The organism is Paenibacillus sp. ClWae2A, assembly GCF_032452295.1.
In the GTDB taxonomy this organism is placed as follows: domain Bacteria; phylum Bacillota; class Bacilli; order Paenibacillales; family Paenibacillaceae; genus Paenibacillus.
On the sequence record NZ_JAULSQ010000001.1, the window covers coordinates 664,789 to 691,673 of the forward strand.

General features: G+C 46.4%; 16 protein-coding genes and 1 pseudogene. 14 read left to right on the top strand and 3 right to left on the bottom strand.

Translation table 11 applies throughout. The features are described from left to right. The first annotated feature begins 108 nt into the window (after positions 1-108). The 5 genes from QVE09_RS02685 to QVE09_RS02705 all read left to right on the top strand — a co-directional run bounded on the left by QVE09_RS02685 (position 109) and on the right by QVE09_RS02705 (position 6,714). Positions 109-984 (top strand): fumarylacetoacetate hydrolase family protein, encoded by an 876-nt coding sequence (locus tag QVE09_RS02685; RefSeq protein ID WP_315935558.1) that lies wholly within the window; start codon positions 109-111, stop codon positions 982-984. A gap of 21 nt (positions 985-1,005) precedes the next feature. Further along, positions 1,006-2,472, top strand: coding sequence for an alpha-ketoglutaric semialdehyde dehydrogenase GucD (gene gucD, locus QVE09_RS02690; RefSeq protein WP_315935559.1), 1,467 nt, complete (start codon positions 1,006-1,008; stop codon positions 2,470-2,472). A 16-nt stretch (positions 2,473-2,488) separates the two neighbouring features. After that, positions 2,489-4,465 (top strand): YjhG/YagF family D-xylonate dehydratase, encoded by a 1,977-nt coding sequence (locus QVE09_RS02695; RefSeq protein WP_315935560.1) that lies wholly within the window; start codon positions 2,489-2,491, stop codon positions 4,463-4,465. Between the two features lie 61 nt (positions 4,466-4,526). Next, complete coding sequence (locus QVE09_RS02700; protein WP_315935561.1) at positions 4,527-6,182, top strand: glycoside hydrolase family 43 protein; 1,656 nt, start codon at positions 4,527-4,529, stop codon at positions 6,180-6,182. Positions 6,183-6,363: 181 nt separating this feature from the next. Next, positions 6,364-6,714 carry an SH3 domain-containing protein gene (locus QVE09_RS02705; RefSeq protein WP_315935562.1) on the top strand — a complete coding sequence of 117 codons (351 nt, stop codon included), beginning with the start codon at positions 6,364-6,366 and terminating at the stop codon, positions 6,712-6,714. 187 nt (positions 6,715-6,901) lie between these two features. Here the strand turns inward: QVE09_RS02705 and QVE09_RS02710 are convergent. Beyond that, a pseudogene (locus QVE09_RS02710) lies at positions 6,902-7,101 on the bottom strand (alpha/beta fold hydrolase); the annotation flags it as partial. 57 nt (positions 7,102-7,158) lie between these two features. Beyond that, positions 7,159-7,773, bottom strand: a complete 615-nt coding sequence (locus tag QVE09_RS02715; protein WP_315935563.1) for a TetR/AcrR family transcriptional regulator — start codon at positions 7,771-7,773, stop codon at positions 7,159-7,161. A gap of 176 nt (positions 7,774-7,949) precedes the next feature. On the opposite strand from QVE09_RS02715, the gene QVE09_RS02720 reads away from it, so the two are divergent. Then, the gene (locus tag QVE09_RS02720) at positions 7,950-8,687 is read left to right on the top strand and encodes an SDR family NAD(P)-dependent oxidoreductase (RefSeq protein WP_315935564.1); all 738 of its coding nucleotides are present in this window, start codon (positions 7,950-7,952) and stop codon (positions 8,685-8,687) included. A 130-nt stretch (positions 8,688-8,817) separates the two neighbouring features. On the opposite strand, the gene QVE09_RS02725 is transcribed toward QVE09_RS02720, so the two are convergent. After that, positions 8,818-9,690 carry an AraC family transcriptional regulator gene (locus QVE09_RS02725; RefSeq protein ID WP_315935565.1) on the bottom strand — a complete coding sequence of 291 codons (873 nt, stop codon included), beginning with the start codon at positions 9,688-9,690 and terminating at the stop codon, positions 8,818-8,820. A 208-nt stretch (positions 9,691-9,898) separates the two neighbouring features. Here QVE09_RS02725 and QVE09_RS02730 point away from each other — a divergent pair, with 208 nt between their 5' ends. From QVE09_RS02730 to QVE09_RS02765, 8 genes are all read left to right on the top strand, one after another. Next, positions 9,899-16,282: a rhamnogalacturonan lyase family protein gene (locus tag QVE09_RS02730; protein ID WP_315935566.1), complete on the top strand. Its 6,384-nt coding sequence runs from the start codon at positions 9,899-9,901 to the stop codon at positions 16,280-16,282. 235 nt (positions 16,283-16,517) lie between these two features. Continuing rightward, positions 16,518-18,230, top strand: coding sequence for a sensor histidine kinase (locus tag QVE09_RS02735; RefSeq protein WP_315935567.1), 1,713 nt, complete (start codon positions 16,518-16,520; stop codon positions 18,228-18,230). Next, positions 18,227-19,633, top strand: a complete 1,407-nt coding sequence (locus QVE09_RS02740; protein WP_315935568.1) for a response regulator transcription factor — start codon at positions 18,227-18,229, stop codon at positions 19,631-19,633. The genes QVE09_RS02735 and QVE09_RS02740 overlap by 4 nt, the downstream gene beginning before the upstream one ends. A 250-nt stretch (positions 19,634-19,883) precedes the next feature. Further along, positions 19,884-21,620: a type 2 periplasmic-binding domain-containing protein gene (locus QVE09_RS02745; RefSeq protein WP_315935569.1), complete on the top strand. Its 1,737-nt coding sequence runs from the start codon at positions 19,884-19,886 to the stop codon at positions 21,618-21,620. A gap of 61 nt (positions 21,621-21,681) precedes the next feature. Further along, positions 21,682-22,596 (top strand): ABC transporter permease, encoded by a 915-nt coding sequence (locus tag QVE09_RS02750; RefSeq protein WP_315935570.1) that lies wholly within the window; start codon positions 21,682-21,684, stop codon positions 22,594-22,596. Positions 22,597-22,609: 13 nt separating this feature from the next. Further along, positions 22,610-23,503 (top strand): carbohydrate ABC transporter permease, encoded by an 894-nt coding sequence (locus tag QVE09_RS02755; protein ID WP_315935571.1) that lies wholly within the window; start codon positions 22,610-22,612, stop codon positions 23,501-23,503. A 21-nt stretch (positions 23,504-23,524) separates the two neighbouring features. Beyond that, positions 23,525-25,153 carry a glycoside hydrolase family 13 protein gene (locus tag QVE09_RS02760; protein ID WP_315935572.1) on the top strand — a complete coding sequence of 543 codons (1,629 nt, stop codon included), beginning with the start codon at positions 23,525-23,527 and terminating at the stop codon, positions 25,151-25,153. A gap of 52 nt (positions 25,154-25,205) precedes the next feature. Beyond that, entirely contained in the window at positions 25,206-26,873 is a 1,668-nt protein-coding gene (locus tag QVE09_RS02765; protein ID WP_315935573.1) for a glycoside hydrolase family 13 protein, read from the top strand. The last annotated feature ends 12 nt before the right edge of the window (positions 26,874-26,885 follow it).

The following is a 26,885-nucleotide window of genomic DNA, read 5'->3' on the forward strand; positions in this document are numbered from 1 at the left end:
ATGCGTGAAAAGGGTAAATCGTCGGAGTGATTAGAACATCGTCATGAACCATAGCGGGTGCTATGGTAGTATTATCAACCCGATGGGGAAAAATGGAGGCAAGCTTGAATGAGAATTATTCGATTTCTGGACAGACAACAGAAGTGGCTGGCAGCCGTTACGGATGATGAACAAGCGTATCGTTTGCCACAAGCTGACTTTATGACTTTGATCTATCAAGCAAGAAAGCAGGGGATTTCTCCAGTTCAACTTGTTGAAAGCGCTTTTAAACCATTAAACAAGTTAACTGATGATTGGACTTCCCTGCATCTAATCACTCCATTGGAAGCTCCGGAAGTATGGGCGGCGGGTGTGACTTATCAGCGCAGCCGCGAAGCACGAAATTATGAAGCAACGGAAGGCAAGCTGGATGCAAAGACCTTTTACGATAAAGTTTATGATGCCGAAAGACCGGAGATCTTTTTTAAATCTACAGCAGCCCGCACCGTCGGGCCCAATGTGGCTGTCACACTTCGCAGCGATTCAAATTGGCAGATCCCGGAGCCGGAGCTGGGGTTAGTGCTTGCCGCGGATGGCAGCATTGTGGGATATATCGTTGGCAATGACATGAGCTGCCGCGATATTGAAGGGGAGAATCCGCTGTATCTGCCGCAAGCAAAAATGTGGCGCAATTCCTGCTCGATAGGTCCGGCCATTCGTCTAGCGGAAACGGTGCAGAATCCATATGCGTTCAACATCGTCTGCGAGATATATCGCGAAGGTGAAGTAGTTGTCAAAAGCGAGGCAAGCACAAGTGAATTAAACCGAAAACTCGATGAGCTGGTCTCTTTTCTGGCCAGAGATAACGATCTGTTTGACGGTACGGTGTTATTGACAGGCACTAGCATCGTGCCACCCAATGATTTTACACTTGCACCCGGGGACCGCATTGAAATATCCATCAGCGATATCGGGACACTTATTAATCCAGTCATTTCAAACTAATGTATAAGGAGGAAGAATGCGATGACCACATTTCAGGTAGAGCAGACATACAGCAATTACATTAACGGAGAATGGGTGAAGGCGACGTCCGGTGAAACCGAACCGAGCATCAACCCGGCGAATCGGAAGGAGGTAGTTGGCTACGTACCCACCTCCGGCGTAGAGGATCTGAACCGGGCTGTTGCAGCCGCGAAGGAAGCAGCAAAAGATTGGCGGAGGTTATCGGGTGCGGAACGCGGCAACTATCTATTTCAGGCAGCCAATGTGCTGGAACGCCGGGCCGATGAAGTTGCAGAGGCGATGACCAGAGAAATGGGCAAAACACTTCCTGAAGCCAAAGGAGAGACGATGCGAGGTGTCGCGATCTTAAGGTATTACGCCGGAGAAGGCATGCGAAAAACCGGTGATGTCATTCCATCAACGGACAGCGAAGCACTGATGTTTACGACCCGTGTACCCCTTGGCGTTGTAGGGGTTATTGCTCCTTGGAATTTCCCGGTAGCCATTCCGATTTGGAAAACGGCTCCGGCCTTGATCTACGGCAATACGGTTGTGTTGAAGCCTGCTCAGGAAACTGCGGTCACTGCGGCTAAAGTCATGGAGTGTTTTGAAGAGGCGGGCATTCCGGCAGGCGTTCTTAATCTGGTATGCGGCAGAGGCTCAGTGATCGGATCTGCACTTGCTGAGCATCCGGATGTGGGCGGAATAACATTCACAGGCTCCAATGAAGTGGGTAAACGGGTCGGCAGCGCAGTACTGGCACGTGGGGCCAAGTATCAACTTGAAATGGGTGGGAAAAACCCGATCATTATCGCGGCTGACGCTGACCTGGATTTGGCTGTGGAAGCCACGATCAGCGGTGGGTTGAAATCGACCGGGCAAAAATGTACGGCCACCAGCAAGGTCATTATTGAACGAAAAGTATACGATACCTTCAAAGAAAAGCTGCTCTCGCAAATCCAGGAAATCCGGCTGGGTGACGGCATGTCTTCTGGAAGCTGGATGGGTCCATGTGCAAGCGAAGGACAGCTCAATACCGTGCTGAGTTATATTCAAAAAGGCCAAGATGAAGGTGCTGTTCTGCTCACTGGCGGAAAAAGAGGGGACGGTCCGGGACTAGAAGAGGGATTCTATGTGCAGCCGACCGTATTTGAAGGGGTCGAATCCCATATGTCCATCGCCCGGGAAGAAATCTTTGGCCCGGTTCTGGCCTTGATTGCGGTAGATTCCCTGGAGGAAGCGATCGAAGCGGCTAATGATAGCGATTATGGCTTGAGTGCTTCCATCTATACACAGAACGTTGGAGCCATGTTGTCTTTCATCCGGGATATGGATGCAGGACTCGTCAGAATTAATGCAGAAACGGCCGGTGTAGAGCTGCAGGCTCCGTTTGGCGGAATGAAGATGTCAAGTTCACACTCCAGAGAACAGGGGCAAGCGGCTATCGAGTTTTTCACGGCCATCAAAACGGTCTTCGTGAAGTCATAAACTGTGGGAGGCTATCATGTACGAACAGATTACGTCGATTATGGGAGAGACCGCGTCCAACTGCTTCGATATCATAGCACATGCTCCAGGGGCTGCCGGACGTCTGCCTTTAACGGATGATTTGCTGCGGAATGCTCCAAGCGGCGACTTGTTTGGCATGTCCCAGAATGTTGGAATGGGCTGGAAGCCCGGGGAATTGAACGGAAAACAATTTCTGATCTTAAGTACACAAGGTGGCATACGCAATGAAGACGGCAGCCCGGCAGCACTCGGTTACCATACGGGCCACTGGGAGGTCGGCCTGCTGATGAAGGCAGCCGCAGAAGAACTGTCAAGCCGGGGAGGAATCCCGTTTGCTGGATATGTCAGCGATCCGTGTGACGGCAGATCACAGGGGACAACCGGCATGTTCGACTCGCTTCCGTACCGGAACGATGCCGCTATGGTATTTCGCAGACTGATTCGCTCGCTGCCAACGCGTAAAGGCGTGCTTGGTGTCGCCACTTGTGACAAAGGTCTTCCAGCGATGATGCTCGCGCTTGCCGGCATGCCGCAATTGCCTGGCGTAATCGTTCCCGGTGGCGTCACACTTCCGCCTACTGATGGAGAGGATGCTGGTAAAATTCAGACCATCGGTGCACGGTACGTCAACGGGGAACTTTCTCTGGAAATGGCGTCGGATTTAGGATGTCGAGCTTGTGCTACACCGGGAGGAGGTTGTCAGTTTCTAGGTACTGCGGCTACAGCCCAGGTCGTAGCAGAGGCACTGGGTATGACAGTACCACATGCTGCGCTTGCACCTTCCGGGCAGCCAATCTGGATTGAAATGGCGCGCCAATCGTCACGTGCCCTCATCCACATGGAGTCTCAGGGGATGAGGATGGCAGACATTGTCACGGATGCATCCATTCGCAATGCGATGACCGTTCATGCCGCGTTTGGCGGATCAACCAATCTGCTTCTTCACATACCGGCGATTGCCCATGCCGCCGGTTTAACCGTACCCACGGTACAGGACTGGATACAGGTCAACAAAAATGTTCCGAGGCTGGTTAGTGCCCTGCCAAACGGACCGATCTTTTATCCTACCATACGCGTCTTTCAAGCCGGAGGTGTACCGGAGGTCATGCTCCACCTCAGACAGCTTGGTCTGTTGGACGAGTCTGTACCAACGGTTACGGGTACTTCATTGGGTCAGGTACTGGACTGGTGGGAATCGTCGGAACGCCGTCATCTCATGCGGAAGCAGTTAAAAGAGCAGGACGGCATTGATCCGGACAGCGTCATCATGAGTGTAGAACATGCTCAGCGGCTTGGAATCTCTTCGACCGTAACATTTCCAACCGGGAATATCGCTCCAGAAGGTTCTGTCATCAAATCCACCTCTATTGATCCTGCTGTACTCGATGAGCATGGCGTATACCGTCATCGCGGCAGAGCAAAGGTATTTACCACCGAACGTGAGGCGATCCATGCGATTAAGACCGGAGGTATTCTGGCTGGCGACGTTGTTGTGCTTCTTGGGCGAGGCCCATCGGGAACCGGAATGGAGGAGACGTACCAGCTTACATCTGCACTTAAACATTTACCTTTTGGTAAATACGTGTCACTGATTACGGATGCCCGGTTCTCCGGTGTTTCGACCGGAGCATGTATTGGTCATGTTGGCCCCGAAGCGCTGGCAGGCGGGCCGATCGGCAAGTTGCGTAACGGAGACCTAATTGACATTGTGGTGGATCGTAACACGCTGGAGGGCAGCATTAACTTTGTCGGAGAAGGAGAGCTGGAGTTTTCGCCGGAAGAAGGTGCTCTCATCCTGGCACAAAGGTCCTTTCATCCCGATATGCGTCCTGATGAAGCTTTGCCGGATGATACAAAGCTCTGGGCTGCATTGCAATCGGTCAGCGGTGGGACATGGAGAGGGAATGTGTACGATGTAGAACGGATCTTAACCGCGCTGGAAGCCGGCAAAAAAGCGCTAGGCTGGTACTAATATCCACCTTTTGTGTATCTGTGTTGTACAGATCATCACTTTCATACCGGAGGTTTCTTCCATGAATAAGATCAAGAAAATGATCACCAATCCCATCCTTCCCGGTTTCCATCCCGATCCGTCCATATGCCGAGCAGGGGAGGATTATTATATCGCCACTTCCACCTTTGAATGGTTCCCTGGTGTACGGATTCACCATTCCCGGGATCTGGTTCATTGGCGGCCAATTGCTTCTCCGCTGACTCGTGTAACGCAGTTGAACATGGAGGGCAACATTAATTCCGGAGGCGTATGGGCACCCTGTCTTAGTTACAACAACGGTGTGTTTTACCTGATATACACCGATGTCAAAAGCCGGGTAGGTGCTTTTAAAGATACCCACAATTACCTTGTGACAGCAGCGGCTATCGAGGGCCCTTGGTCCGAACCGGTCTATCTGAACAGCAGCGGTTTTGATCCTTCCCTATTTCATGATGAAGACGGGCGTAAGTGGCTGGTCAATATGATATGGGATCACCGTAAGGGCAACAACCGGTTTTCAGGCATCGTTCTTCAGGAATATTCCGTTCAGGAACATAAGTTGGTCGGACCGGCCATGAACATATTTAAGGGGACAGCATTAGGACTGACCGAAGCACCCCACCTGTATAAACACAACGACTATTATTATCTCATTACGGCTGAAGGAGGAACCGGTTATGAGCATGCGGTTACCGTAGCACGTTCCCGTACATTACAAGGTCCCTATGAGGTTGATCCTGCCAATCCGATTCTTACTTCATACGGCAGACCGGATTTAGCTCTGCAAAAGGCAGGCCACGGTAGTCTAGTTCAAACACATACCGGCGAATGGTACATGGCTCATCTGGTCGGACGACCCGTTCATCACAAATATTGCATTCTTGGACGTGAGACCGCACTTCAGCCGTGCACGTGGAGCGAGGACGGCTGGCTGAGACTTGCAAGCGGTGACCAACACCCGGAGGTTCAGGTGCCTGCACCGATGATCCCATCCCATCCGTTTGAGCCGGTTGCTGAAATGGATCATTTCGATCACTTTGAGCTTCGGCAGGATTGGAATACACTTCGCATTCCACCCGATTCGACTTGGGTCAGCTTGACGGAACGTCCCGGTTACTTGCGCTTGCACGGCATGGAGTCGATGAGTTCAACGCACAGGCAAAGCATGATCGCACGGAGACTTCAGGCCTTGGAGTGTGAAGCCGAGACGTGTCTGGAATTTGCGCCGGACCATCCACAGCAAATGGCAGGATTGATTTTGTACTACGATACCCAGGACTATCTCTACTTACGTGTAACTTATCATGAGGATAAAGGGCTCTGCTTGGGGATCATTCAGTCCAAATACGGGGTATACGACGAACTGCTGGAGGATATTCCGCTAGAGTCGGTGAGCACGCTCCGTTTAAAGGCTGTGGTGGATCAAGATCGCGCCCGCTTTTACTATGCGTTAAATAGTGATTCATCCTGGAATACAGCAGGCGGGTGGGTCGATATCACACATCTGTCCGATGAATCTCCGGAGTATATAAGGTTTACAGGAACCTATATCGGTCTTTGTGTGCAGGATCTTGGTGGAACCCGAAAACATGCCGATTTTGATTACTTTATGTATAAAGAAACAAAGCATGCAGTGAAGGCATTAGACCATATAGATTCAGCGGATGCCGCGTCTGGAGAGTTATCAGGCACTTAGAAAAGTGTGTCAGCTTGCCAAACCTTCTGAAATGGATTAGTGATAAAATATTTTTATTCGGATCAAGCAGCGCCTCCTTGTGAAGGGGGCGCTGCTTGATCCAATATGGATGAATAACTACATAATAATATGATATTATATTTGTCGGTAACAGATCGAATATAATAGTTGGAGGCATATTATGAAATTATATAAAGTTGTTCAACCCCATAAATCAAACTATCCTGATCCCATCGTTTTAGCTAAAGGAGATACGATCCTATATGGGAGAGAAGATACTGAATTCCCCAACTGGATTTTCTGTGAATCCGTGTATTCTAAAAAATGCGGCTGGGTACCGAAACAAATATTAAGCACTCCAAATGAAGAACATATCGCAACTGCATTATCAGACTATTCTGCTCATGAATTAACCGTAAAACCCGGTATCATCGTTACAAAAGAATTTGAACTAAATGAATGGAGTTTTGTTCATACCGCAGAGGGTGAGAAGGGCTGGTTACCAAATAAGGTATTGACTCCATCGGATTAAAATAAGGAAATTGAAACAGAATCAATGAGCACATATAAACAAAAAGATTTTTATGGATTTCCGCCGATGGAATATCACGCTTGTATGCCTAGGGCTCAAGGAATCACGACATGCTTCACGGCTCTCCGGTGTCGGTAACTGCCAGGTCTCCTAGGCTCCCCATGTTTCACTAAATCCCTCCATACTATGCATTCCCATTCTGACTAATGATAGCTTGAATCTTTTCCGGATGAGCAACGGCCAATCTATACCCCACAGGTGCACCGTAATCAAATACATATAATACATACGAAACATATGACTCGAAGAGGGAAATCCATTTAATAACATAATTGGACCATCCCTGGGACCAGCTTCGCGATAAAAACCATCGGCCTCTCCAATCAGCTGTTATCTAAGGCGGACATATCGTTCATCGTAATGTTCAAATCAACTTACTTTAGATCATGAATCAAACGTGTTACCAACATAATGAAAAGAGTGAATATGCGTTTTGGTAAGATCAATCACGTTTTTGATGAATGCCTCACGTGATTCACGATATCCGCTTAATATCCAATTGTTCAACAGTCCGAAAAAACCGTAGGCGGTATAGTACTTGAAGTAGTCCATATTAACTGGGGAGTTGTTGATCGTCTCAAAGACAAATTGCTCCTGATAGATTTTGAGTATGGTTTGTGGAAAGCCTGTATGTAGACCGGGTAACGTATCATCGTATTGAATCAGTTCGAAGAAGTCACGGTGTTCGTAGATATAATCCACGATTTGAAAAGATTCGGCATCCAGCTTGTTTGTTGAAACTTTTTGACCGTGCCAATAGGGTTTACCTACTGCACCCCTTAATCCTTGAAGTGTCATACTCAACAATTCTTCGGCGAGAATATATTTGTCCTGGTAGTGTAAATAAAACGTGCTGCGATTGTAACCCGCCTGATCAACGATGTCTTTGACAGAAACACCATGGAATCCTTTTTTCTTAATGAGCTGAATCAGAGCGGTTTTTAGGTGCTCTTTGGTTCGATTACGATGTTGAGATGTCACAATAAATTCATTATTCATTCAAAAAAACTCCTATAAATATAGACATAGTTTAATAAAGTGTCTACGAGGTAGACACTTGGTCACATCTTAATGATTGGATTGTTACAATTTTAAGCATAGAATTAGTTTTGTAAACATCATATAGCACTATTTATATAGGCGCTATTCAAAATATTATACTGGGGGATTTATTCATGGGCAAACTTCAAGATAAAGTTGCAGTCATCACAGGAGGAGCATCCGGTATTGGTGCAGCGACTGCTCGCTTATTCGTTTCCGAAGGAGCTAAAGTGGTCTTGGTGGATCTGAATGAAGAAAAAGGCAAGGCGTTTGAGGAGGAACTGAAAGCGCTTAAAGCGGAAGCTCTCTTTATCAAAGCAAACATCACGAGTGAAGAAGAGGTTTCCGAGATTTTCAAAAAAACCGTAGAATTGTTCGGTCAAGTGGATATCGTATTCAACAATGCGGGAATTGGACGTGTTCATCCGACGCATGAGCTTGATTATGCCGAATGGCGCAATACGGTCAATGTTGATCTGGACGGCGTTTTCTTGGTCGCTCGTGAATCGATTCGCGAAATGCTGAAAATTGGTGGAGGCACAATCGTCAACACGGCGTCCATGTACGGATGGGTTGGTTCGCCTGGTTCAGCAGCCTACAATGCAGCTAAAGGCGGCGTTGTGAATCTGACTCGTTCGCTGGCATTGGAGTATGCTGAGCAGAATATTCGGGTGAACTCCCTTTGCCCTGGCTTCATCGATACACCAATTATCCCGGAAGAGAGCAAACAAGCACTTTCTGCGGCAACGCCAATGAAACGTCTGGGTCAAGCAGAAGAGATGGCCAAAGCCGTTCTGTTCCTAGCTAGTGACGATTCTTCATACATGACAGGAAATAGCCTGATCATAGACGGAGGATACACTGCTCAATAAGTGCAGCAGTGTCGAAGTACACAAGAAAGAATATAGTTCCATTAAAAGTCGCTATTCTAGCGGCTTTTTTGTTTTTATTGGTACAAGAGCAGTTCCCGAGCCAAAGACGACTAGCAAACAGCGAGTTTAGCTATTCATAATAGATGGCCTCATAAGGAAACTCTAACTTATTCAAGCGATATTCTTTGGGCGACATGGACATATATTGCCGAAAAACTTTGCCGAAATAGCTGGGACTCTCAAAACCGCATTGTTGACCAATTTGGGAAATCGGAAGTTCCGTTGTGCGGAGTAGTCGGATTGCAACTTCAATGCGTCTGTCTTTGAGATAGGCTAACGGTGATGTTTTCTCGGATTTCTGAAATAACCTGCACAAGTAGTGTTTATTGATATCGCAATGGCTGGCTAGAAGATCCAACGTCAATGGAGATGCATAATTCTCTCGGATGAACTTTTTGCATTTCTCAATCGTTGTTATGGATAGGGCACCGATATCCTTCTCCGCATCCCGACTCGTCTGTACCAGAATAAGCAACCACCGATAGACTTGCATGGACAAGCGATACTTGTCCGTAACTTTCTCTTGATGAATCAAATTGATAATTTGCCATAACTCTTGAATCAAGGGAGAGTCCGCGTTTCGTCGAATGACATGTCCCTCATTATCATGCATCATATCACAAATTCGATTGGCTTCATCCCCGCGAATATTGATCCATATAAATTCCCAAGGTTCGTTTTTCTCTTGTTTATAGTAATAGCAGTGTTCTCCTACGATTTTAACAAGTAGGGCATGCCCCTTTGGTAAAGGAATCGTTTGATTTTCAATATCTAGATAACCCTGACCGTTAAGCGTATATTGAAAAACGACGTGCCCCGGGTCCGGTCTATCATCACTTGGACAACGATATTCCTCGCTAGAAACGATCTGCCATCCAATAGAGTCCAGTGTCATGATTGATGTATCGTCATTACGAAAAGCATAAGAAACCGTATGTACCATCGTTTCATCTCCTTCCTTAAAAAGTCAATTATTTTATATAATACGTCACATTTTTTAGATTGTCTGTCTTTTTTTAGACCTGTAAGATAAATGTAAGCGGTAACATAAAGAGGAGGTGGCTGTAAATTGTGTTCATATGACAACAAGCTGGGCAGGATCGAACTGATGATTCTAAAAATGAATTTTTAGATAAGGAGGAGTTAATCGAATGATCCGAAGAACTGTTTCCATCCAGAAATCGATGTTTGTCTCTTTTTTAGCACTCCTTATGGTTATTTCACTGGCTGTTCCTCCGGCGCCGATACGTGCAGAGTCATCAAGCAGCCTGCCGGGTCGCCAAGCAGAGTATCTTAACCGGGGGTTGGTTGCGGTTCTTGTAGACAACGGCGTTTTTCTGAGCTGGAGGTATTTAAACAACGATCCAGATGATATCGCTTTCAATATATATAAAAATGGAACCAAAGTGAACGCATCACCCATAAGCGATGTGACGAACTATGTGGACACCACTGGTTTCGACAGCTCGCAATATCAGATCTCCACCGTTATTGCAGGCAAAGAGCAAATGCAACCGGAGGTTGTATCAGTCTGGCATAACGATTATTTGCCTATTCCGCTGGATAAACCAGCCGATGGCCGGACCAAGGATGGTGGAACCTATTCTTATTATGCAGGTGACGCGTCCGTAGCTGACTTGGACGGAGATGGCGAATATGAAATTGTTTTCCTGTGGAGTCCAAGCAATTCCAAGGACAATTCGCAGGCAGGTTATACTGGCAACGTCTATATCGATGCCATCAAACTGGATGGCACAAAGCTGTGGAGGATTGACCTGGGAGTCAATATCCGCGCCGGAGCGCATTATACACAGTTAATGGTGTATGACCTGGATGGCAACGGAAAAGCCGAGGTTGTTGTGAAGACGGCGGACGGCACGAAGGACGGTCGAGGCACAGTCATTGGTGATGGGACAAAGGATTATCGCAACGACGGCGGATACATACTGTCAGGGCCGGAATATCTCACGCTCTTTGACGGGGAGACTGGCGCAGCCGTATCCACGGTGAATTATGATCCGCCAAGAGGCAATGTCAGTGATTGGGGTGATGGCTATGGCAACCGTGTAGACCGTTTCCTTGGTGCGATTGCTTATCTGGACGGCACGAAACCAAGTGTCGTGATGAGCCGGGGTTATTATACCCGCACTGTGCTTGTTGCTTATGATTATATTGGTGGGGAACTCGTCAAGCGCTGGACGTTCGACACAAACGAAGCAGGATCACAATATCAAGCACAGGGCAACCATAATCTAAGTGTGCTGGATGTTGACAATGACGGCAAAGACGAGATCATGTTTGGCGCACTGGCCATAGACGATGACGGCAGCTTGATGTACAGTACCGGACTTGGACACGGTGATGCCATGCACGCAGGTCAGCTCGATCCAAATCGAGAGGGGTACCAGGTCGTAAGTGTGCATGAGCATTCCGATGCGGCATACGGACTTGAGATGCGTGATGCAGCAACAGGTGAAATTCTCTGGGGGCAAAAAACAGGTTTTGACACCGGTCGCGGGATGTCGGCAGACATTGATCCGAACTATCCAGGTTACGAATCATGGGCCACGACCGTTACCAATGGGCAAAGTGTACCTGTAACCAATACCTATTCGGCTGCGGGAGAGGCGATCTACACTGTGGACGAAGGGCCCAAAACGGCCAACTTTGCAATCTGGTGGGATGGAGATCTTCAGCGGGAGCTGTTTGACCATCAGTGGGATAACAGCACCGCAAAAGGAATTCCACTCATTTATAAATGGGATTACGAAAACAAAAAGCTGGGTGAAATCTTCCGGGCAACCGGTACGTTAACGAACAACCATACCAAAGGCAATCCGGCACTCCAGGCGGACATTCTGGGCGACTGGCGTGAGGAGCTTCTGCTGCGGAGCGAAGATAGTTCGGAGTATCGTCTCTACACAACGACCATTCCTTCAGACTATCGCATCCCTACGCTGATGCAAGACCCTGTGTATCGACTTGGCATAGCCTGGCAAAATGTAGCCTACAATCAGCCGCCTCACACTGGCTTTTATCTTGGAGCGGAAGCAACAGCATTCCCTAAAGCCGATCTGACTCTGACCCGCGAAGCAGAAATGCCGGAGCCGGTTTACCGCTTTAATTTCGGTACAGAGACTGCGTCGGGAAGTACAAACATACAGGATACGCTCTACGCACAAGATCCGGGATACGGCTTCAAGGATACAAATGGTGTTACAGTAGGGGCAAACCAGGTTTCGGTCGCGGCAGGCACGACATTTGCTGTTGATCTGCCCAATGCAAACTATAAGGTGTCGCTGCGATTGGGCAATGATGCAAATGACTCGAACGTTGGAGTCAAATCTGAATTCGTCCAGAAGCTCGCCGTAACCAATGTGACAGCAGGAGCACCACTGGAGTATTCCTATGATATTGCTGTGGTGGATGGACAGCTCGATCTTCTCTTCACGGGTACAGCCATAGACATCCAAGACGTCATCATCGAGAAATATCCAGAGAAAGTAGCCGGTGCGGCAACAACGATCTATATGGCCGGTGATTCAACCATGCAATCTTACAGTGAAATGCAGGCTCCTCAAGAAGGATGGGGGCAACAGTTCGGACGGTATTTCTCCAATGGGGCAGTGATCGTGAACGATGCGATCGGCGGCCGAAGCAGCAAATCATTCATGGTAGACGGTCGTCTGGATACGATCCTGCAGCGAATTAAGCCGGGGGACTTCTTCTTCATTTCCTTTGGTCATAACGACGCTAGTGCAGGGATACCGGACCGGTATGCATCACCAGAGGATTATAAGATCTACTTAACTCGATATGTAAACGGTACCAAACAACGCGGCGCTACACCCGTATTGCTCACTCCGGTTGGACGCAGAGACTTTAACACGGTGACTCAAGAGTTCAACGTCAGCTTCCCGGCATATGTGCAGGCTGCCAAAGAAGTGGCAGAAGAGCTTGACGTGCCGCTGATTGATCTGAGCAAGTTAAGTATTGCGTACTACGACAAAATTGGTAATACCGCTACGGAAAAAGTATTCCTATATGCTAATCCGGGTGAATATCCAAAATACCCGAATGGAATCAACGATAATACCCATTTCAGCAGCTATGGTGCACAGAAAATTGCCGGACTCGTTGCTGGTGCAGTCAAAGACATGGAGCTGAGTATCTCATCGCTGGTCATTGACCCAGATATTACCGAGCCCGAACCAGAGCCAGAAACCCAGCTCTATGAGGAGGATTTTGAAGGCGACGCTGCCAACTACCAGTATGCGATGGTCAATGCTACGGGTATCGCAGGAACCATGGCGGGAACGGTAGTTGAACAGTCCGGAAATAAGGTACTGTCCGTCACAGGGTCCGGATCGGGCAATCGAGCCAAGGTGTTCCGTCTGTTTGATGCCGTAAACGGCGATCAGGTGAATGTGAACTTTGACTGGCAATCCGGTAATGTGAGTGCCTATCCATCAGAAGGTCATCTTACGGTCCAGGATTCGAACGAAAATGCCCTTTTCACGCTGTTTACAAAAACTGGAAGCACTAAAATTCATTATTTTGTCGGTGCATATAATCCGGACTACGGCACGGGTGATACAGCCATACCTGAAGGGGGAACGGCTACAGATATTTCCAAGAACCAGTGGGTCAATGTGGATGCTACCGTTAATTTTGCCGAGAAAACACTTGATCTGACATTAACGAACCTAGCGAATCCGACACTTACACAAACGATTCAAGATATCCCACTGAGCTCCGCCGCATATGCGGACAACGTCAGATCCATGCGGTTCCTGGGCACGAGAAAAGGTGGTGGAGGCACGTTGAACTGGACTACCCAGATCGACAACGTGCGAATTGAAGGCACTCAGCTCTCTTCGGAGGGCGGCGATCAGACTGCATTGATCTCTCTGTATGATCAGATCAAAGCACTAGATCTGTCGGATTATACAGATACATCGAAGGCCGTGGTGAACCGGGCGTTGGCAGCTGCGGAAGCCATTTTCAATACGGAAGCTACCCAAGCCCAAGTTGACCATGTGTTTAATATGTTAACTGTCGCGAAGGATTCATTGACAAGTGAACCGGGCGAAGGGATAAACGAATACAAATTTGACTTTGGTTCCGGCGGCGCCGCCGAAGGATACATCAAGGTAGATGCCAAAAGAGCGTTCATCGAAGGCAATGGGTATGGCTTTGCCGATACTGCGCTGACCAAAGATGAAAACCGGGAGACCGGGGATGCGCTCAAAGAGGATTTCACACGGGTAAACGGCACCTCATTCCTGGTGGAGATGGAGCCAGCCAATTACCGGGTAACGATGACCATCGGGGATGCGGAGGAATCAACCAGCGCAAATGTTGTTGTAGAGCAGATGACCAAGCTGCCGCTCACAACCATTGCCAAGGGCGAATTCAAAGAAATTACGTACGACATTGCCCTGATTGATGGAGTCTTTAACTTCAACTTCACCGGAAATGCACCGAAGATCAATGCGCTGAAGCTGGAGCGTCTGCCAGATCAGAGTGCAAGTGATAAACCGGTTATATATTTGGCTAGTGATTCCACGGTGGCCAATTACGCGGAAAACTATCGTCCGCAAGCAGGCTGGGGTGAAACGTTGGGTCGATATTTTGATCCCAATGAAGTTAGCATTGATAACCGGGCAGTTGGAGGACTCAGCAGCAAAACCTTCCTGGTCGGCGGATATCTCAACGATATTTTACTCGACATTCAAGAAGGCGATTATCTGTTCATGCAGTGGTCTCATAATGATTCAACACCTTCACGTCCAGAGCGTTATCTTACACCAGAGCAATTTAAGGTATATCTGAAAGAATACATTAACGGTGCTCTGCAAAGAGGGGCGATCCCGGTTCTGGTTACACCAGTGAATCGTCGTGATTTTACCGGAGAGGTGCTGAACAAAAGCTTCCCGGAATACGTACAGGCGATGAAAGAAACGGCGCAGGAAACGGAAACACTCATCATCGATCTGAACCAGGCCAGTTGGGAGCATTTCCAGGAGCTTGGTACAGAAGGAACCAAATCGATATTCATGTGGGTAGGCACCACGGAAGACAATACACATTTGCAAATGAACGGTGCCATCAAGGTGTCTGAACTCGTGGCACGCCTTGTAAAAGATTTGAATATACCGTTATCTGATTTTGTAACGCTGGAAGGGGAGTCACCGGAGCAGGAAGCCCCGCATACCAAGGCAACGGTGGAAGGTGAATTACAGAACGGCTGGTATACTTCACCGGCACAAGTAACCTTCACAGCAAGCGATGAAGATTCCGAAATCGAAGGGACCTATTATCAAATCAATGGTGGCGAAACGGTGAGTGGCACACAGTTGACCCTGACTGAAGAAGGTACACATACCATCACCTACTGGAGCGTCGATGTTGACGGTAACAAAGAGAGCGAACAATCTTTGTCCATATCCATTGATCTCGTACCTCCAACCATTGAAATTCATGGTCAAACCGAATACACCATTGATCAGCACGTGGAAATTGGCTATACAGCTTCCGATACGGTATCCGGTGTGGCAGAACCGGAGGGTGTGCTCATGGACACTCCGGCGTATACACTGGAACCCGGCCTGAACCAGGTTACGGCAACGGTCTCTGATTTGGCTGGCTGGGAACAGACGGTAGAATATCGTTTTGGCGTTATTGCTACATTCGACAGCCTAATTAATCTGACCAACACCTTTGCTGATGAATCGATCGATCCTAATGCTGATGTTCTTGCTGATCAGCTCACAAACACGTTACAGCTGGCCCAACAGGCAGCAAACAATCGTGAAGGAGCAAAAGCGCGTCAATTGCTTGCATCCTACGGTAATGACGTTCAAGCAGCTAGAGGAACCGTATTTACGGATGAGCAGGCAAGTATTCTGATTAAGTGGGAGGAATGGCTCCATCAGACAACGCCACTAGCAAACGGTGCCCCTGGCACTCCGGTGTTATCTGATAATAATGGTTACGACACGGGGCTCAAAGACGGAGACTATACAATCACTATGAATCTGTGGTGGGGGAATAATGGCAATCAGTTCAAGCTGTATGAGAATGGTGAATTGATTAAGGAAATTTCTCTGGTCGATCAATCCCCGTCCGCCCAATCTGTTCAAGTTGATATTACTGGAAAGAAAAATGGCACCTATATCTATACTGGAGAATTAATCAATGCACTGGGTTCAACCATGAGTGTTCCACTGACAGTCATCGTCACGGATGCTTCTCCGGGGCAAGCCGTTCTGTCGAACGACAACTGGGACGGTGACGGCAACTATAATGTCACCATGAATCTGTGGTGGGGAACAAACGCAACCGAATACGAACTTTACGAAAATGGTGCATTGATTGACACACAATCGCTGCAATCTCATTCGCCTGGTGCACAGTCTGCGGTTACCTCAATCTCTGGAAGAGCATCTGGAATCTACGAGTATGAAGCTGTACTTCGTAATTCTTCAGGGGAAACCAGATCACACAAATTAAATGTGATGGTACGAGAGTAGACTGAAATGTTTGAGCATTCCATTAACAAGAAGTGATTACAACTGAAGTAAGGTACGTATATAAAAGTGCTATTCCTCATCATTTTGAGGAGTAGCGCTTTTTATATGCGCACAATATGAAAGCGTTTGACTTATTTGAATATCAATCTATAATGATGAAAGGAAATTGGACTTGGAGCAAGCTTCCATACGCAGGAGGCTTGCTGTTTTATTTTCAGAAGGAGAATAGGTCCCCATGACACTAAAAAAAAGAATCTTTTTACTGTTCTTTCTCAGTGCGTTTATCCCTTTTATCAGTATATTTGCGATCTCTTATTATACCATTGACTCTATTTTCGCAAATAAGATTGATGATGGCATTCGTAGCAATTTACAGCAGGTGACATCTTCATTGGAGAATTCCATCACCAATCTAAATCACGTTACACAGCAATTATCTTACGGTGGCACTGTAGGCAAAAGGTTGGATGAATTTTTGAATCCGTCCTCCGATATCTTCGAATTAATCGAGGCCAGGGACGAATTAAAGAGCGAGTTAAGTGTGGTCACGTTTACCAATCCGAATATCGGATTGACCTTATATTATTTCCAGAAAGAAGGCACTACGCAGTTCGGCAACTTTCCGATTAAGGATCATTTTTCTCCTGAATCTTTGCCAGTGCTCTTCCAAACTTATGGCATTAAGTATTATGGTCCCCATATCAGCATGAACCGGTTTGATGACCAACTCGTTCTGTCTGCCATGCGAAAAGTACAACTGCCCAAAAGGGACGACGTGTACATATACGTAGAATCCGGATTTCGCCTTACACAGGATATCTTGGGTTACAATCAATACAACGGTGCATTATCTCATCTCATTCTGGATGGTACAGGAAACATTGTTTACAGTGAAATACCGGAGGCCATGAAGGTCGGGGAGAATTTCTCCAGCTTAACGGTCGATCCTGCCAAGGACGGAATATCCCGTGGGTATCACTGGTTCAAGGAAGATTCCTCACAGAAATGGAGCGTCGTATCGGTCATTTCGCAGTCTCAATATCAACAGGAGAAAAACCAGTGGTTGCTTCAAATATTGCTGGTCGCTTTATTTTTCCTCGGCTTTACCGTGTTTCTTGCTTGGCTGCTGTGGAAGATGGTCTACAAACCACTCGGCCTGTTCCATTCGGAAATCAACGGGATGTCCAAAAATCCACAAATGACAGGGAGCCGAGCTCGCACTCAAATTCCAGAATTTGATTTTCTGCTCAGTGAATTTTCGAATATGCAGCATCAAATTGGTGACCTCTTCAGGGAAGTGCAGCAGAAAGAGAAGATTCGTGCAGACCTAGAAGTGGAAAAGCTACTCTATCAGATCAACCCGCACTTTCTGATGAATACGCTCGATACGGTGCACTGGTTGGCCGTCATGAACGGACAAGGGGAGATCGACAAGCTGGTGCAGTCATTGAACAAGCTACTGTATTACAATTTGGGCAAATTAGGGCAAGTCTCCACCATGGAAGAGGAGATTGATGCGTTAAGACAGTATCTGATTTTGCAACAAATTCGATATGACTTTGAATTTGACGTCCGCATTACTGCAGATGAACAAGTGCTTCAAATTCCTGTGCCCCGCTTTATTCTGCAACCGCTGGTTGAAAATTCGTTATATCATGGATTGAGTGACGAAGGTTTTATTCAGATTGAAGTGACATGCACTGCAACGTTGAACATTATGATCCAAGATAATGGTGCAGGCATGACTGAGGAAACCATTCATAATCTGCTGAACAATCGTGAAGCTGAACAACAAAAAGTAGGGATGGGCATCGGACTCAATTACGTTCACCGCATGTTGAAGGCACAGTACGGGGATCAAGCAGAACTGGTGATTGAGAGTGAATTGGGAACAGGGACAAGCATACTGCTTGTATTGCCTATTAAAGGAGAAGATATCTCAGCATGATTAAGGTATTGATTGTAGATGATGATAAGCTGGTACGCAAAGGCATTAGCTCTGCGATGCCATGGAACGAGTTCAACATGGAGGTTGTAGGAGAGGCCAGCAACGGGGCGAAAGCACTGGATTTCCTGAAAACCCAATCGGTCGATCTGATGCTGACGGATCTTGCAATGCCCGTCATGTCAGGGATTGAACTGATGCGAGCTGCAAGGCAGCTCTATCCAGAACTTCATATCGTTGTGTTAACACTGCATCAGGATTTCGATTATATCCAGGAAGCGCTAAGACTCGGAGCCATCGATTATATAGCCAAAGTCCAGCTGGAGAAAGAGCAATTTGAACATGTTCTGCAACGGATACATACCCGAATTAACGGGTTGACAAGCACGATAAGAAAGATGCCTTCGCAGAATGAAGTCAATGTCCATTATCAAAATGTGTATGCCCTTGTTTCACAGGATCGCAAATCAGAGCATAAGTGGCCAATGGAGCTAACTGCGCATGAAGATGAGATACGGTGGGAGGTTGAGCGTAATAGCTGCATGTGGGCTGCACCCCCGTCCGAAGAAGATCAACTATTTTATCAATTGAAGGAATCCCTGCATCAAGTTCCCCATAGTACGTTGTTGGTTTTGTCTGATGTGCAAGACCGAACGTGGTCGCAAATCAAAAACTGGATTATAAATTATACAGAGACGTCTTTATTCTATGCGTACAACCCCAATAACCAAGTCATTGCTGTTTCGATGAATGAGGAAAACACATGTTCAAACGAACCGCTGGATGAGGACATTGATCGGATTAAGCAAAGTTGGTTCCAGACAGCTTGGACCCACCATGAGAGTTACTACAACCAACTCATTGATCAGTTTATATCCTTACGATTACATAAAGGTCAGTTGATGGGATTGCTGTACTCGATCGTTATGGAATGGAACCACCTTTTTGCCCAAACTACGCTTGGAAGAATCGCCATGATACATTCTTTCGAGTCCTGGTACGAGGTTGAAGAATGGATCAAACAGACTGCTGCAAGCATTCGAAAGGCTGATGAACAGACTTCGTATTCGCAGGAAATCATCGATGCCGTGAAAAAAGCGGTGATGATCGTGCAGCAGGACTTGGAACAGGCCTATACAGCTTCAGGACTCTCCCAACAACTCAATATCAGCCGAAGTTATTTCAGTCAATGTTTCAAAGATCTGATGGGGAAAACCTTTAATGAGTACTCCCGGTTCATCCGGGTGGAGAAGTCCAAAGAGTATTTGCTCAATACAAACAACACGATTTTCTGGATTGCTGAAAGAGTGGGTTATACGGATGAAAAATATTTCAGTCGGATTTTCCGCGAACTGACAGGTATTCTGCCAAGTGAATATCGGCAGCTAGGTAGAGGAAATAAATAGCCGACAGCTTCCTGTTTTAGGAGCTGCCGGCTTTTGTTTTTGATCGAGAAGAGGGGTAGATAGACGAATGTTGGTCAGTAGGTAGGGTAAATGATCACAAGTTAACCATACTTCATAATACCAATTGAAAACTGTACACAATTCTCTATCCAAACGGACGTGTAATCCCTATCTCGATAGGGCTTCACTTCATTTTATAATGAAAGCGCAAACAAATATTGAACATCACAACAAAGGGGAATCGAACTAGATGAGAACAAAATGGTCCATGAAAAGCAACCTGTTAACGAAGCGTCTGGCCGTGCTGTCCATGTCTGCCTTGATGGTTGCAACCCTCGCGGCATGTGGAGACTCTTCCACTCCTCCTACTGCAGAGGAAGCAGGCAAATATGAGGTAACACCGGGAGATCCGTTCAGTGCTTATAAAGAAGAAATTACAGTAACCATGGGACGGGTAACCACAGCCAACCCAAAACTGCCGGCTGGTGATACCTATGAGAACAACGCATATACTCGGCTGGTCAAAGACACGTTTAACGCTCAGATTACAGATCAATTTGAAGCCAATGGTGAAGATTATAGCCGTCAAGTTTCGCTCGCCATTGCATCCGGGGAATTGCCTGATATGATGCGCGTTGATTCCAAAGATGAATTGAAAGAGCTGGTGGATAACGATCTGATTGAGGATCTGACAACCATATATGATCAATATGCTACGAATAATATCAAGCAGATATACGATTCCTATGATGGCCGTGCATTAGAAAATGCGACGATTGATGGACGTCTGATGGGACTTCCGGCGACTTCTCTGGATTCCGCACCCACGATGGTTTGGGTTCGTCAGGACTGGTTGGATCTGTTGGGGATTCAACTTGATACAGACGGAGACGGTGCCATCTCGCTCGATGAAGTAGAGAAAACGGCACAGGAATTCCTGGAAAGAGACCCTGGCCAATCCGGGAACCCGGTAGGTATTCCCTTTGTGAACACGATGAATACAACAGATTATAATGGCTCTGCTTATACGATGCTGGGTGTGGCCTCAACCGAGGGAGCCTTCCCGCAATATTGGATGAATGGTGAAGACGGCAAAATCGTGTATGGTTCCACGACAGAAGAAACGAAGAAAATGCTAGGCACCATGGCGGATTGGTTCAAGAATGGTATTATTGACCCGCAATTTGGAACACGCACGTTTGATGATATTACCGCACTCTACGCCAACGGCCAAAGCGGTATCGCCTTTGGACCATGGCATATCCCTGACTGGGGACTGATCAGTGCGAAACAGATGGATAAAAATGCGAAATTCTCGGCTTATACGCTGGAGGATGCAAACGGCAAGGTCAACGTGGCGCATGCCAATCCATCCAATCAGTTTATCGTGGTGAGAAAGGGATATGAACACCCTGAACTGGCCGTTAAGATTCTTAACCTGTTCTACGATAAACTGGCCAATGATAAAGATGCCGCAACAACCATGCCGGAAGCTGCCAAATATCAGGAGACCGGGGTAGACGGATCTACAAGACCTTTTAATATCGAAGTCAACTCGGCTACATCGCTGCTGGATGATTACTCTGACGTTGTTCGCGGGATTAAAGGAGAAATCGGCCTCGACGAGGTGCGCACAACCGAATCAAAAAACAACATCGGAAGCATCAAAACCTATTTGAGTGACATGGATACGGATGATGTGACTGCTTGGTCAAAATATCATTCACGGATCAACGGAGTGGGACTGATCGACAAACTGACACAGGAAAACAAATTTGTATGGATGACACCTGCTTTCTCTGGCACTACACCAAGCATGAAACAGACGTGGGCCAATCTGACGAAGTTGGAGCAGGAATCGTTTATCAAAATCGTAACGGGTTCAGAACCGCTCGATTACTTCGATACATTCGTGAGTAACTGGAAGAAACAGGGTGGTGATCAAGTCATTCAGGAAATTGAAGACGAGATCGCATCGAAAAAATAAACATCCATGAACAGTAGCAGGGCTGCGATACGCAGCCTTTCTTCAGAAAAGGGGTTCATCCATGAAACAGGGGAATTGGAAAGCGAGAGGGCGGCTCGGCCCAGGTGCCATGTACCATATGATGATGCTTCCGGGCATTTTGTTTTTGCTTGTATTCAGCTATGTTCCAATGGTCGGCATCATTACGGCGTTTCAGGATTATATACCGGCTAAGGGCATGTTCGGCTCCGAATTTGTAGGCCTGAAGCATTTTATGTATATGTTCAAGCTGCCGGATATCGCGCAGGTCGTCAGCAATACGTTGGTGATTGCGATTGGCAAAATTCTGCTCGGAACGATGATGGCCATCATTTTTTCCGTTTTATTAAATGAAATTCGTATCAAATACGTTAAAAAATCCGTGCAGACGATTGTTTATCTGCCGCACTTTCTATCCTGGGTTGTACTGGCATCCGTTGTTGTCAACATGTTCAGTCTGGATGGCATTGTGAATCAAATGTTGGCGTTCTTTGGCCTCGAAAATATTAATTTCCTTGGCAGCAACACCTGGTTCCAGCCACTGATTATCGGTACAGACGTATGGAAGGAGTTTGGTTATAGTTCTATCGTCTATTTGGCTGCGATTACGTCGATTGATCCCGGTCTATATGAAGCGGCAGGCATAGATGGAGCAAGTTGGTGGAGAAAAGTGTGGCATATTACATTGCCAGGTATGCTGCCTATTATTCTGCTCATGGGTGTAATGAGCCTGACCAACATTTTGAGCGCCGGTTTCGATCAAGTCTATAATCTGTATAACCCGGTTGTCTATGAGTCAGGCGACATCCTGGATACTTATGTCTATCGGATCGGTCTCGTCGGGCGGCAGTATAGCTTCGGTACAGCTGTTGGTTTATTCAAGTCCGTCATCGGTATTGTTTTGCTCATGTCTGCCAACCAGTTGGCCAAAAAATATACGGACCGAAAAATATTCTAAGGAGGCCAAACCTGTGTCCTATTCTGCAAACTTAAAAGATCGAATCGGCCGGTTTGCCATCTATGCCATCGTCATCATGCTGGCATTGGTCTGCCTTCTTCCGTTATGGAATATCGTTGCCATTTCATTCAGCAGTAGCGAGGCGGTATCCGCGAACGCAGTAGGTCTCGTTCCGGTCAATTTCACAACAGCAGCGTATACCAAAATTATCGATGATGCACAGTTCTGGCGTTCCTTTGGTATATCCGTTCTACGTGTTGCGCTAACCCTTGTGCTTAACATGATTCTGATTATTTTGATGGCTTATCCGCTATCCAAATCAAAGAGGGATTTTAAAGGCAGAAACATTTATATGAATATCATGATTTTTGCCATGTTGTTCAGTGGAGGCATGATTCCGAGTTACCTGCTGATCAAAAACCTGGATATGCTGAATACGATCTGGGCACTTGTTCTGCCAGGCGCTGTCCCGATATTCAGTGTCATCCTCGTGATGAATTTCTTCTCCGCTGTACCTAAAGCGCTTGAAGAAGCAGCATTCATCGATGGGGCCAATCCGCTCCAGGTCTTGTTTAAAGTATATGTCCCTGTGTCCATTCCTGCGCTGGCGACAGTTGCCTTGTTCAGTATTGTGGGGACATGGAATGACTTCTTCAACGGTTTGATCTATATGACCAAAGTTAGCAATTACCCGCTAATGACCTATATTCAGTCTCTTAACGTGAATATTGCTGATTTGCTTCAAGCCGGCACAAATTCCAGTGAACTCAGTAACCTGACTGAAATATCGAACAAAAACCTGAATGCAGCCAAAATCGTAGTCGCTGTTATCCCGCTATTGCTGATTTATCCCTTGCTGCAAAAATACTTTGTGACTGGCATTGTTGTAGGATCGGTCAAAGAATAGCATTAGAAAGGTTGAATAAGCATGGAAAAGAAAAAATGGTGGAAAGAAACCGTTGTATATCAAATATATCCACGCAGCTTTCAAGATCATAACGGAGATGGCATCGGCGACTTGAAGGGCATTGTATCCCGATTGGATTATTTGCAGGAACTCGGCATTGGTGCGATCTGGTTGTCCCCTGTTTGCAAGTCCCCTCAGGATGATTACGGATATGATATTTCAGATTATCAGGATATCGATCCGATGTTTGGGTCTTTGGAAGATATGGAAACGTTAATTCTTGAAGCCAAGAAAAGAGACATTCGGATCATCATGGATCTGGTGCTGAACCATACATCGGATGAACACCCCTGGTTTCAAGAAGCCAAAAAAGGCAAAGACAATCCATACCACGACTACTACGTCTGGAGAGATGGTGTTGAAGGAACACCTCCGAACGACTTGGGGTCCACCTTTGGTGGTTCAGCCTGGGAATGGGTGCCTGAGATCGGGCAATATTATTTACATCTCTTTTCCGTAAAACAGCCGGATCTCAACTGGGAAAACCCAAAAGTCCGGCAGGAGATATACAACATGATCAATTGGTGGATCGACAAGGGTGTTGGTGGTTTTCGACTTGACGTGATCGATTTAATTGGTAAAGAACCGGATTTGAAGATTACGGGAAACGGACCTAATCTGCATCAATATATTAGGGAACTGAGCAAGGAGACGTTTCAAAAAGCGGAAGACCTGCTAACGGTTGGAGAAACATGGGGCGCCACCCCGGAGATCGCCAAACTGTACAGCAACCCGGACGGAAGTGAGTTTTCAATGGTCTTCCAATTTGAACATATCAGCTTGGATGAACAAGAAGGCAAAGGAAAGTGGGCTCTTAAACCTTTGGATGTGATGGCATTAAAAAAAGTACTGTCCAAGTGGCAGACGGAGCTCAAAGGAGATGCCTGGAACAGTTTGTTCTGGAACAACCACGATTTACCTCGAATTGTATCCCGTTGGGGAAATGACGGAGAATTCAGAGTTGAATCGGCTAAAATGTTGGCTACCCTTCTTCATGGCATGCAAGGTACACCTTACATATATCAGGGTGAAGAGCTGGGTATGACGAATGTTCAATATTCGATCGAGGATTATCGGGATATTGAATTGCTCAACTTTTATAAGGAAAGAATGGGGAAAGGTTATCCTGAAATCAGCGTGATGGAGTCGATCTACGCCAAGGGACGCGATAACGCGCGAACACCTATGCAATGGGATGCTTCCTATAACGCAGGTTTTACACAAGGGGAACCTTGGATTAAGGTGAATCCAAATTATACGCAGATCCATGCCGAGGAACGTTTGAATAATCCCGAATCCATATTCCATTATTACCGGAAGTTGATTCAACTTAGAAAAGATCATGAAGTCATTGTATATGGTGATTATGAGCTGATCTTTCCAGAGAATCCAGACGTATTTGCTTATACCCGAACGCTGAATGGTTCTACGATTCTTGTGGTATGCAATTTCCAAGGATATACGACCGTACTCCCGCTTCAGGATCAATTAACAGGTTCGAACCAGCTATTGATTTCCAATTATACAGGTGAACTGTCGGAGAGCGAATTACGTCCATATGAAGCCAGAATGTACCTTATCCATGATTAAAGCATAATACGTTATATAATGTTCAGTTCTCAAGAAAGAAGGATTATATTCAATGAAAAGAGTATGGTGGAAAGAAGCAGTAGCCTATCAAATCTATCCGAGAAGTTTCATGGATTCCAACGGTGATGGGGTTGGTGACATCCAGGGGATCATATCTAAACTGAATTATATTCAAGATCTCGGTATTGATCTGATATGGATCTGTCCGATGTATAAGTCACCTAACGACGATAATGGTTATGATATCAGCGATTACTGTTCCATTATGGATGATTTCGGCACGATGGCGGATTTTGATCAATTACTGCATGAAGTTCATCTTCGCGGCATGAAACTCATTATGGACTTAGTGATCAATCATACAAGTGACGAACACCCGTGGTTTATTGAATCCAGAGCTTCACTGGATAACCCGAAACGAGATTGGTACATCTGGAGAGATGGGAAGAATGGAGACGAACCGAACAACTGGGAGAGCATCTTTGGCGGTTCTGCTTGGGAATATGATGAAGTCTCCGGACAGTACTACCTCCATCTGTTCTCCAAAAAACAACCAGACTTGAATTGGGCAAATAAAGACGTTCGGAAATCCATATATGAAATGATGAATTGGTGGCTGGATAAAGGGATTGATGGTTTCCGTGTGGATGCAATCAGCCATATTCACAAAGAAGAGGGCCTCTTGGATATGCCAATAAGAGAAGGCGTCAAGTACATCTCCTCTTTTGAAAAGCATATGAATGTCAAGGGAATCCAGAGTTATCTGCAAGAAATGAAAGAAAACACATTATCCAAATATGACGTCGTGACTGTTGGGGAAGCAAATGGAGTTAAGGTTGAGGACCAAGAAGATCTGCTGGATTGGATCTGTGAAGTCAGAGGGAAATTTAATATGGTCTTCCAATTCGAACACCTGGACCTTTGGAAAAACAGTACAGACAGGCAACTGGATGTTCCCAAATTGAAAAACGTCTTGACCAAGTGGCAAAAATCATTGGAAGGCGTCGGTTGGAATGCTTTGTTTATTGAAAATCATGATCAGCCTCGCAAAGTTTCAACTTGGGGAAATGATACGGAATATTGGTATGAAAGTGCCACAGCACTTGGAGCCATGTATTTTTTCATGCAAGGCACCCCATTCATTTACCAGGGGCAAGAGATAGGCATGACAAATGTGGCTTACCCTTCCATAGCGGATTATAACGACATAGCCGATCGGAATTTATATCAGATCAAACGCGAAGAGGGGATGTCGCATGAGGAGATCATGAACATCATTTGGGCTTCGAGTCGCGATAACTCCAGAACGCCGATGCAGTGGTCTTCGGCCAAACAGGCCGGGTTTACCACGGGTACGCCATGGCTGAAAGTGAATGACAATTACATCAATATTAATGTAGAGAAACAACTCCAGGAACCACGTTCCATTCTTCAATTTTACAAACAAATGATTCAGCTGCGAAAAGAATACGATACGTTGACTTATGGTATCTATGAGCTTCTTATGCCAGATCATCCGAGTGTATATGCATATACTCGTACACTGGCAGATCAACAGGTGCTGGTAGTAATCAATCTTACTGAAGATATTGTGCAGCTTGGGGAAGAAGAGCTCGGCCTCAACTTCTCACAGATCTGGCTTACCAACTATGAGAATGGCATGGTGCCACTGGTGTTGCGACCGTTTGAAACAATTGTAGGATTAAGCGATAAAGGATAAGTAGGATACGTA

Excerpts from the sequence above, each read along its gene's own strand:
- QVE09_RS02685 (WP_315935558.1), top strand. The coding sequence starts at position 109 with ATGAGAATTATTCGATTTCTGGACAGACAACAGAAGTGGCTGGCAGCC.
- gucD (WP_315935559.1), top strand. The coding sequence starts at position 1,006 with ATGACCACATTTCAGGTAGAGCAGACATACAGCAATTACATTAACGGA.
- QVE09_RS02695 (WP_315935560.1), top strand. The coding sequence starts at position 2,489 with ATGTACGAACAGATTACGTCGATTATGGGAGAGACCGCGTCCAACTGC.
- QVE09_RS02700 (WP_315935561.1), top strand. The coding sequence starts at position 4,527 with ATGAATAAGATCAAGAAAATGATCACCAATCCCATCCTTCCCGGTTTC.
- QVE09_RS02705 (WP_315935562.1), top strand. The coding sequence starts at position 6,364 with ATGAAATTATATAAAGTTGTTCAACCCCATAAATCAAACTATCCTGAT.
- QVE09_RS02715 (WP_315935563.1), bottom strand. The coding sequence starts at position 7,773 with ATGAATAATGAATTTATTGTGACATCTCAACATCGTAATCGAACCAAA.
- QVE09_RS02720 (WP_315935564.1), top strand. The coding sequence starts at position 7,950 with ATGGGCAAACTTCAAGATAAAGTTGCAGTCATCACAGGAGGAGCATCC.
- QVE09_RS02725 (WP_315935565.1), bottom strand. The coding sequence starts at position 9,690 with ATGGTACATACGGTTTCTTATGCTTTTCGTAATGACGATACATCAATC.
- QVE09_RS02730 (WP_315935566.1), top strand. The coding sequence starts at position 9,899 with ATGATCCGAAGAACTGTTTCCATCCAGAAATCGATGTTTGTCTCTTTT.
- QVE09_RS02735 (WP_315935567.1), top strand. The coding sequence starts at position 16,518 with ATGACACTAAAAAAAAGAATCTTTTTACTGTTCTTTCTCAGTGCGTTT.
- QVE09_RS02740 (WP_315935568.1), top strand. The coding sequence starts at position 18,227 with ATGATTAAGGTATTGATTGTAGATGATGATAAGCTGGTACGCAAAGGC.
- QVE09_RS02745 (WP_315935569.1), top strand. The coding sequence starts at position 19,884 with ATGAGAACAAAATGGTCCATGAAAAGCAACCTGTTAACGAAGCGTCTG.
- QVE09_RS02750 (WP_315935570.1), top strand. The coding sequence starts at position 21,682 with ATGAAACAGGGGAATTGGAAAGCGAGAGGGCGGCTCGGCCCAGGTGCC.
- QVE09_RS02760 (WP_315935572.1), top strand. The coding sequence starts at position 23,525 with ATGGAAAAGAAAAAATGGTGGAAAGAAACCGTTGTATATCAAATATAT.
- QVE09_RS02765 (WP_315935573.1), top strand. The coding sequence starts at position 25,206 with ATGAAAAGAGTATGGTGGAAAGAAGCAGTAGCCTATCAAATCTATCCG.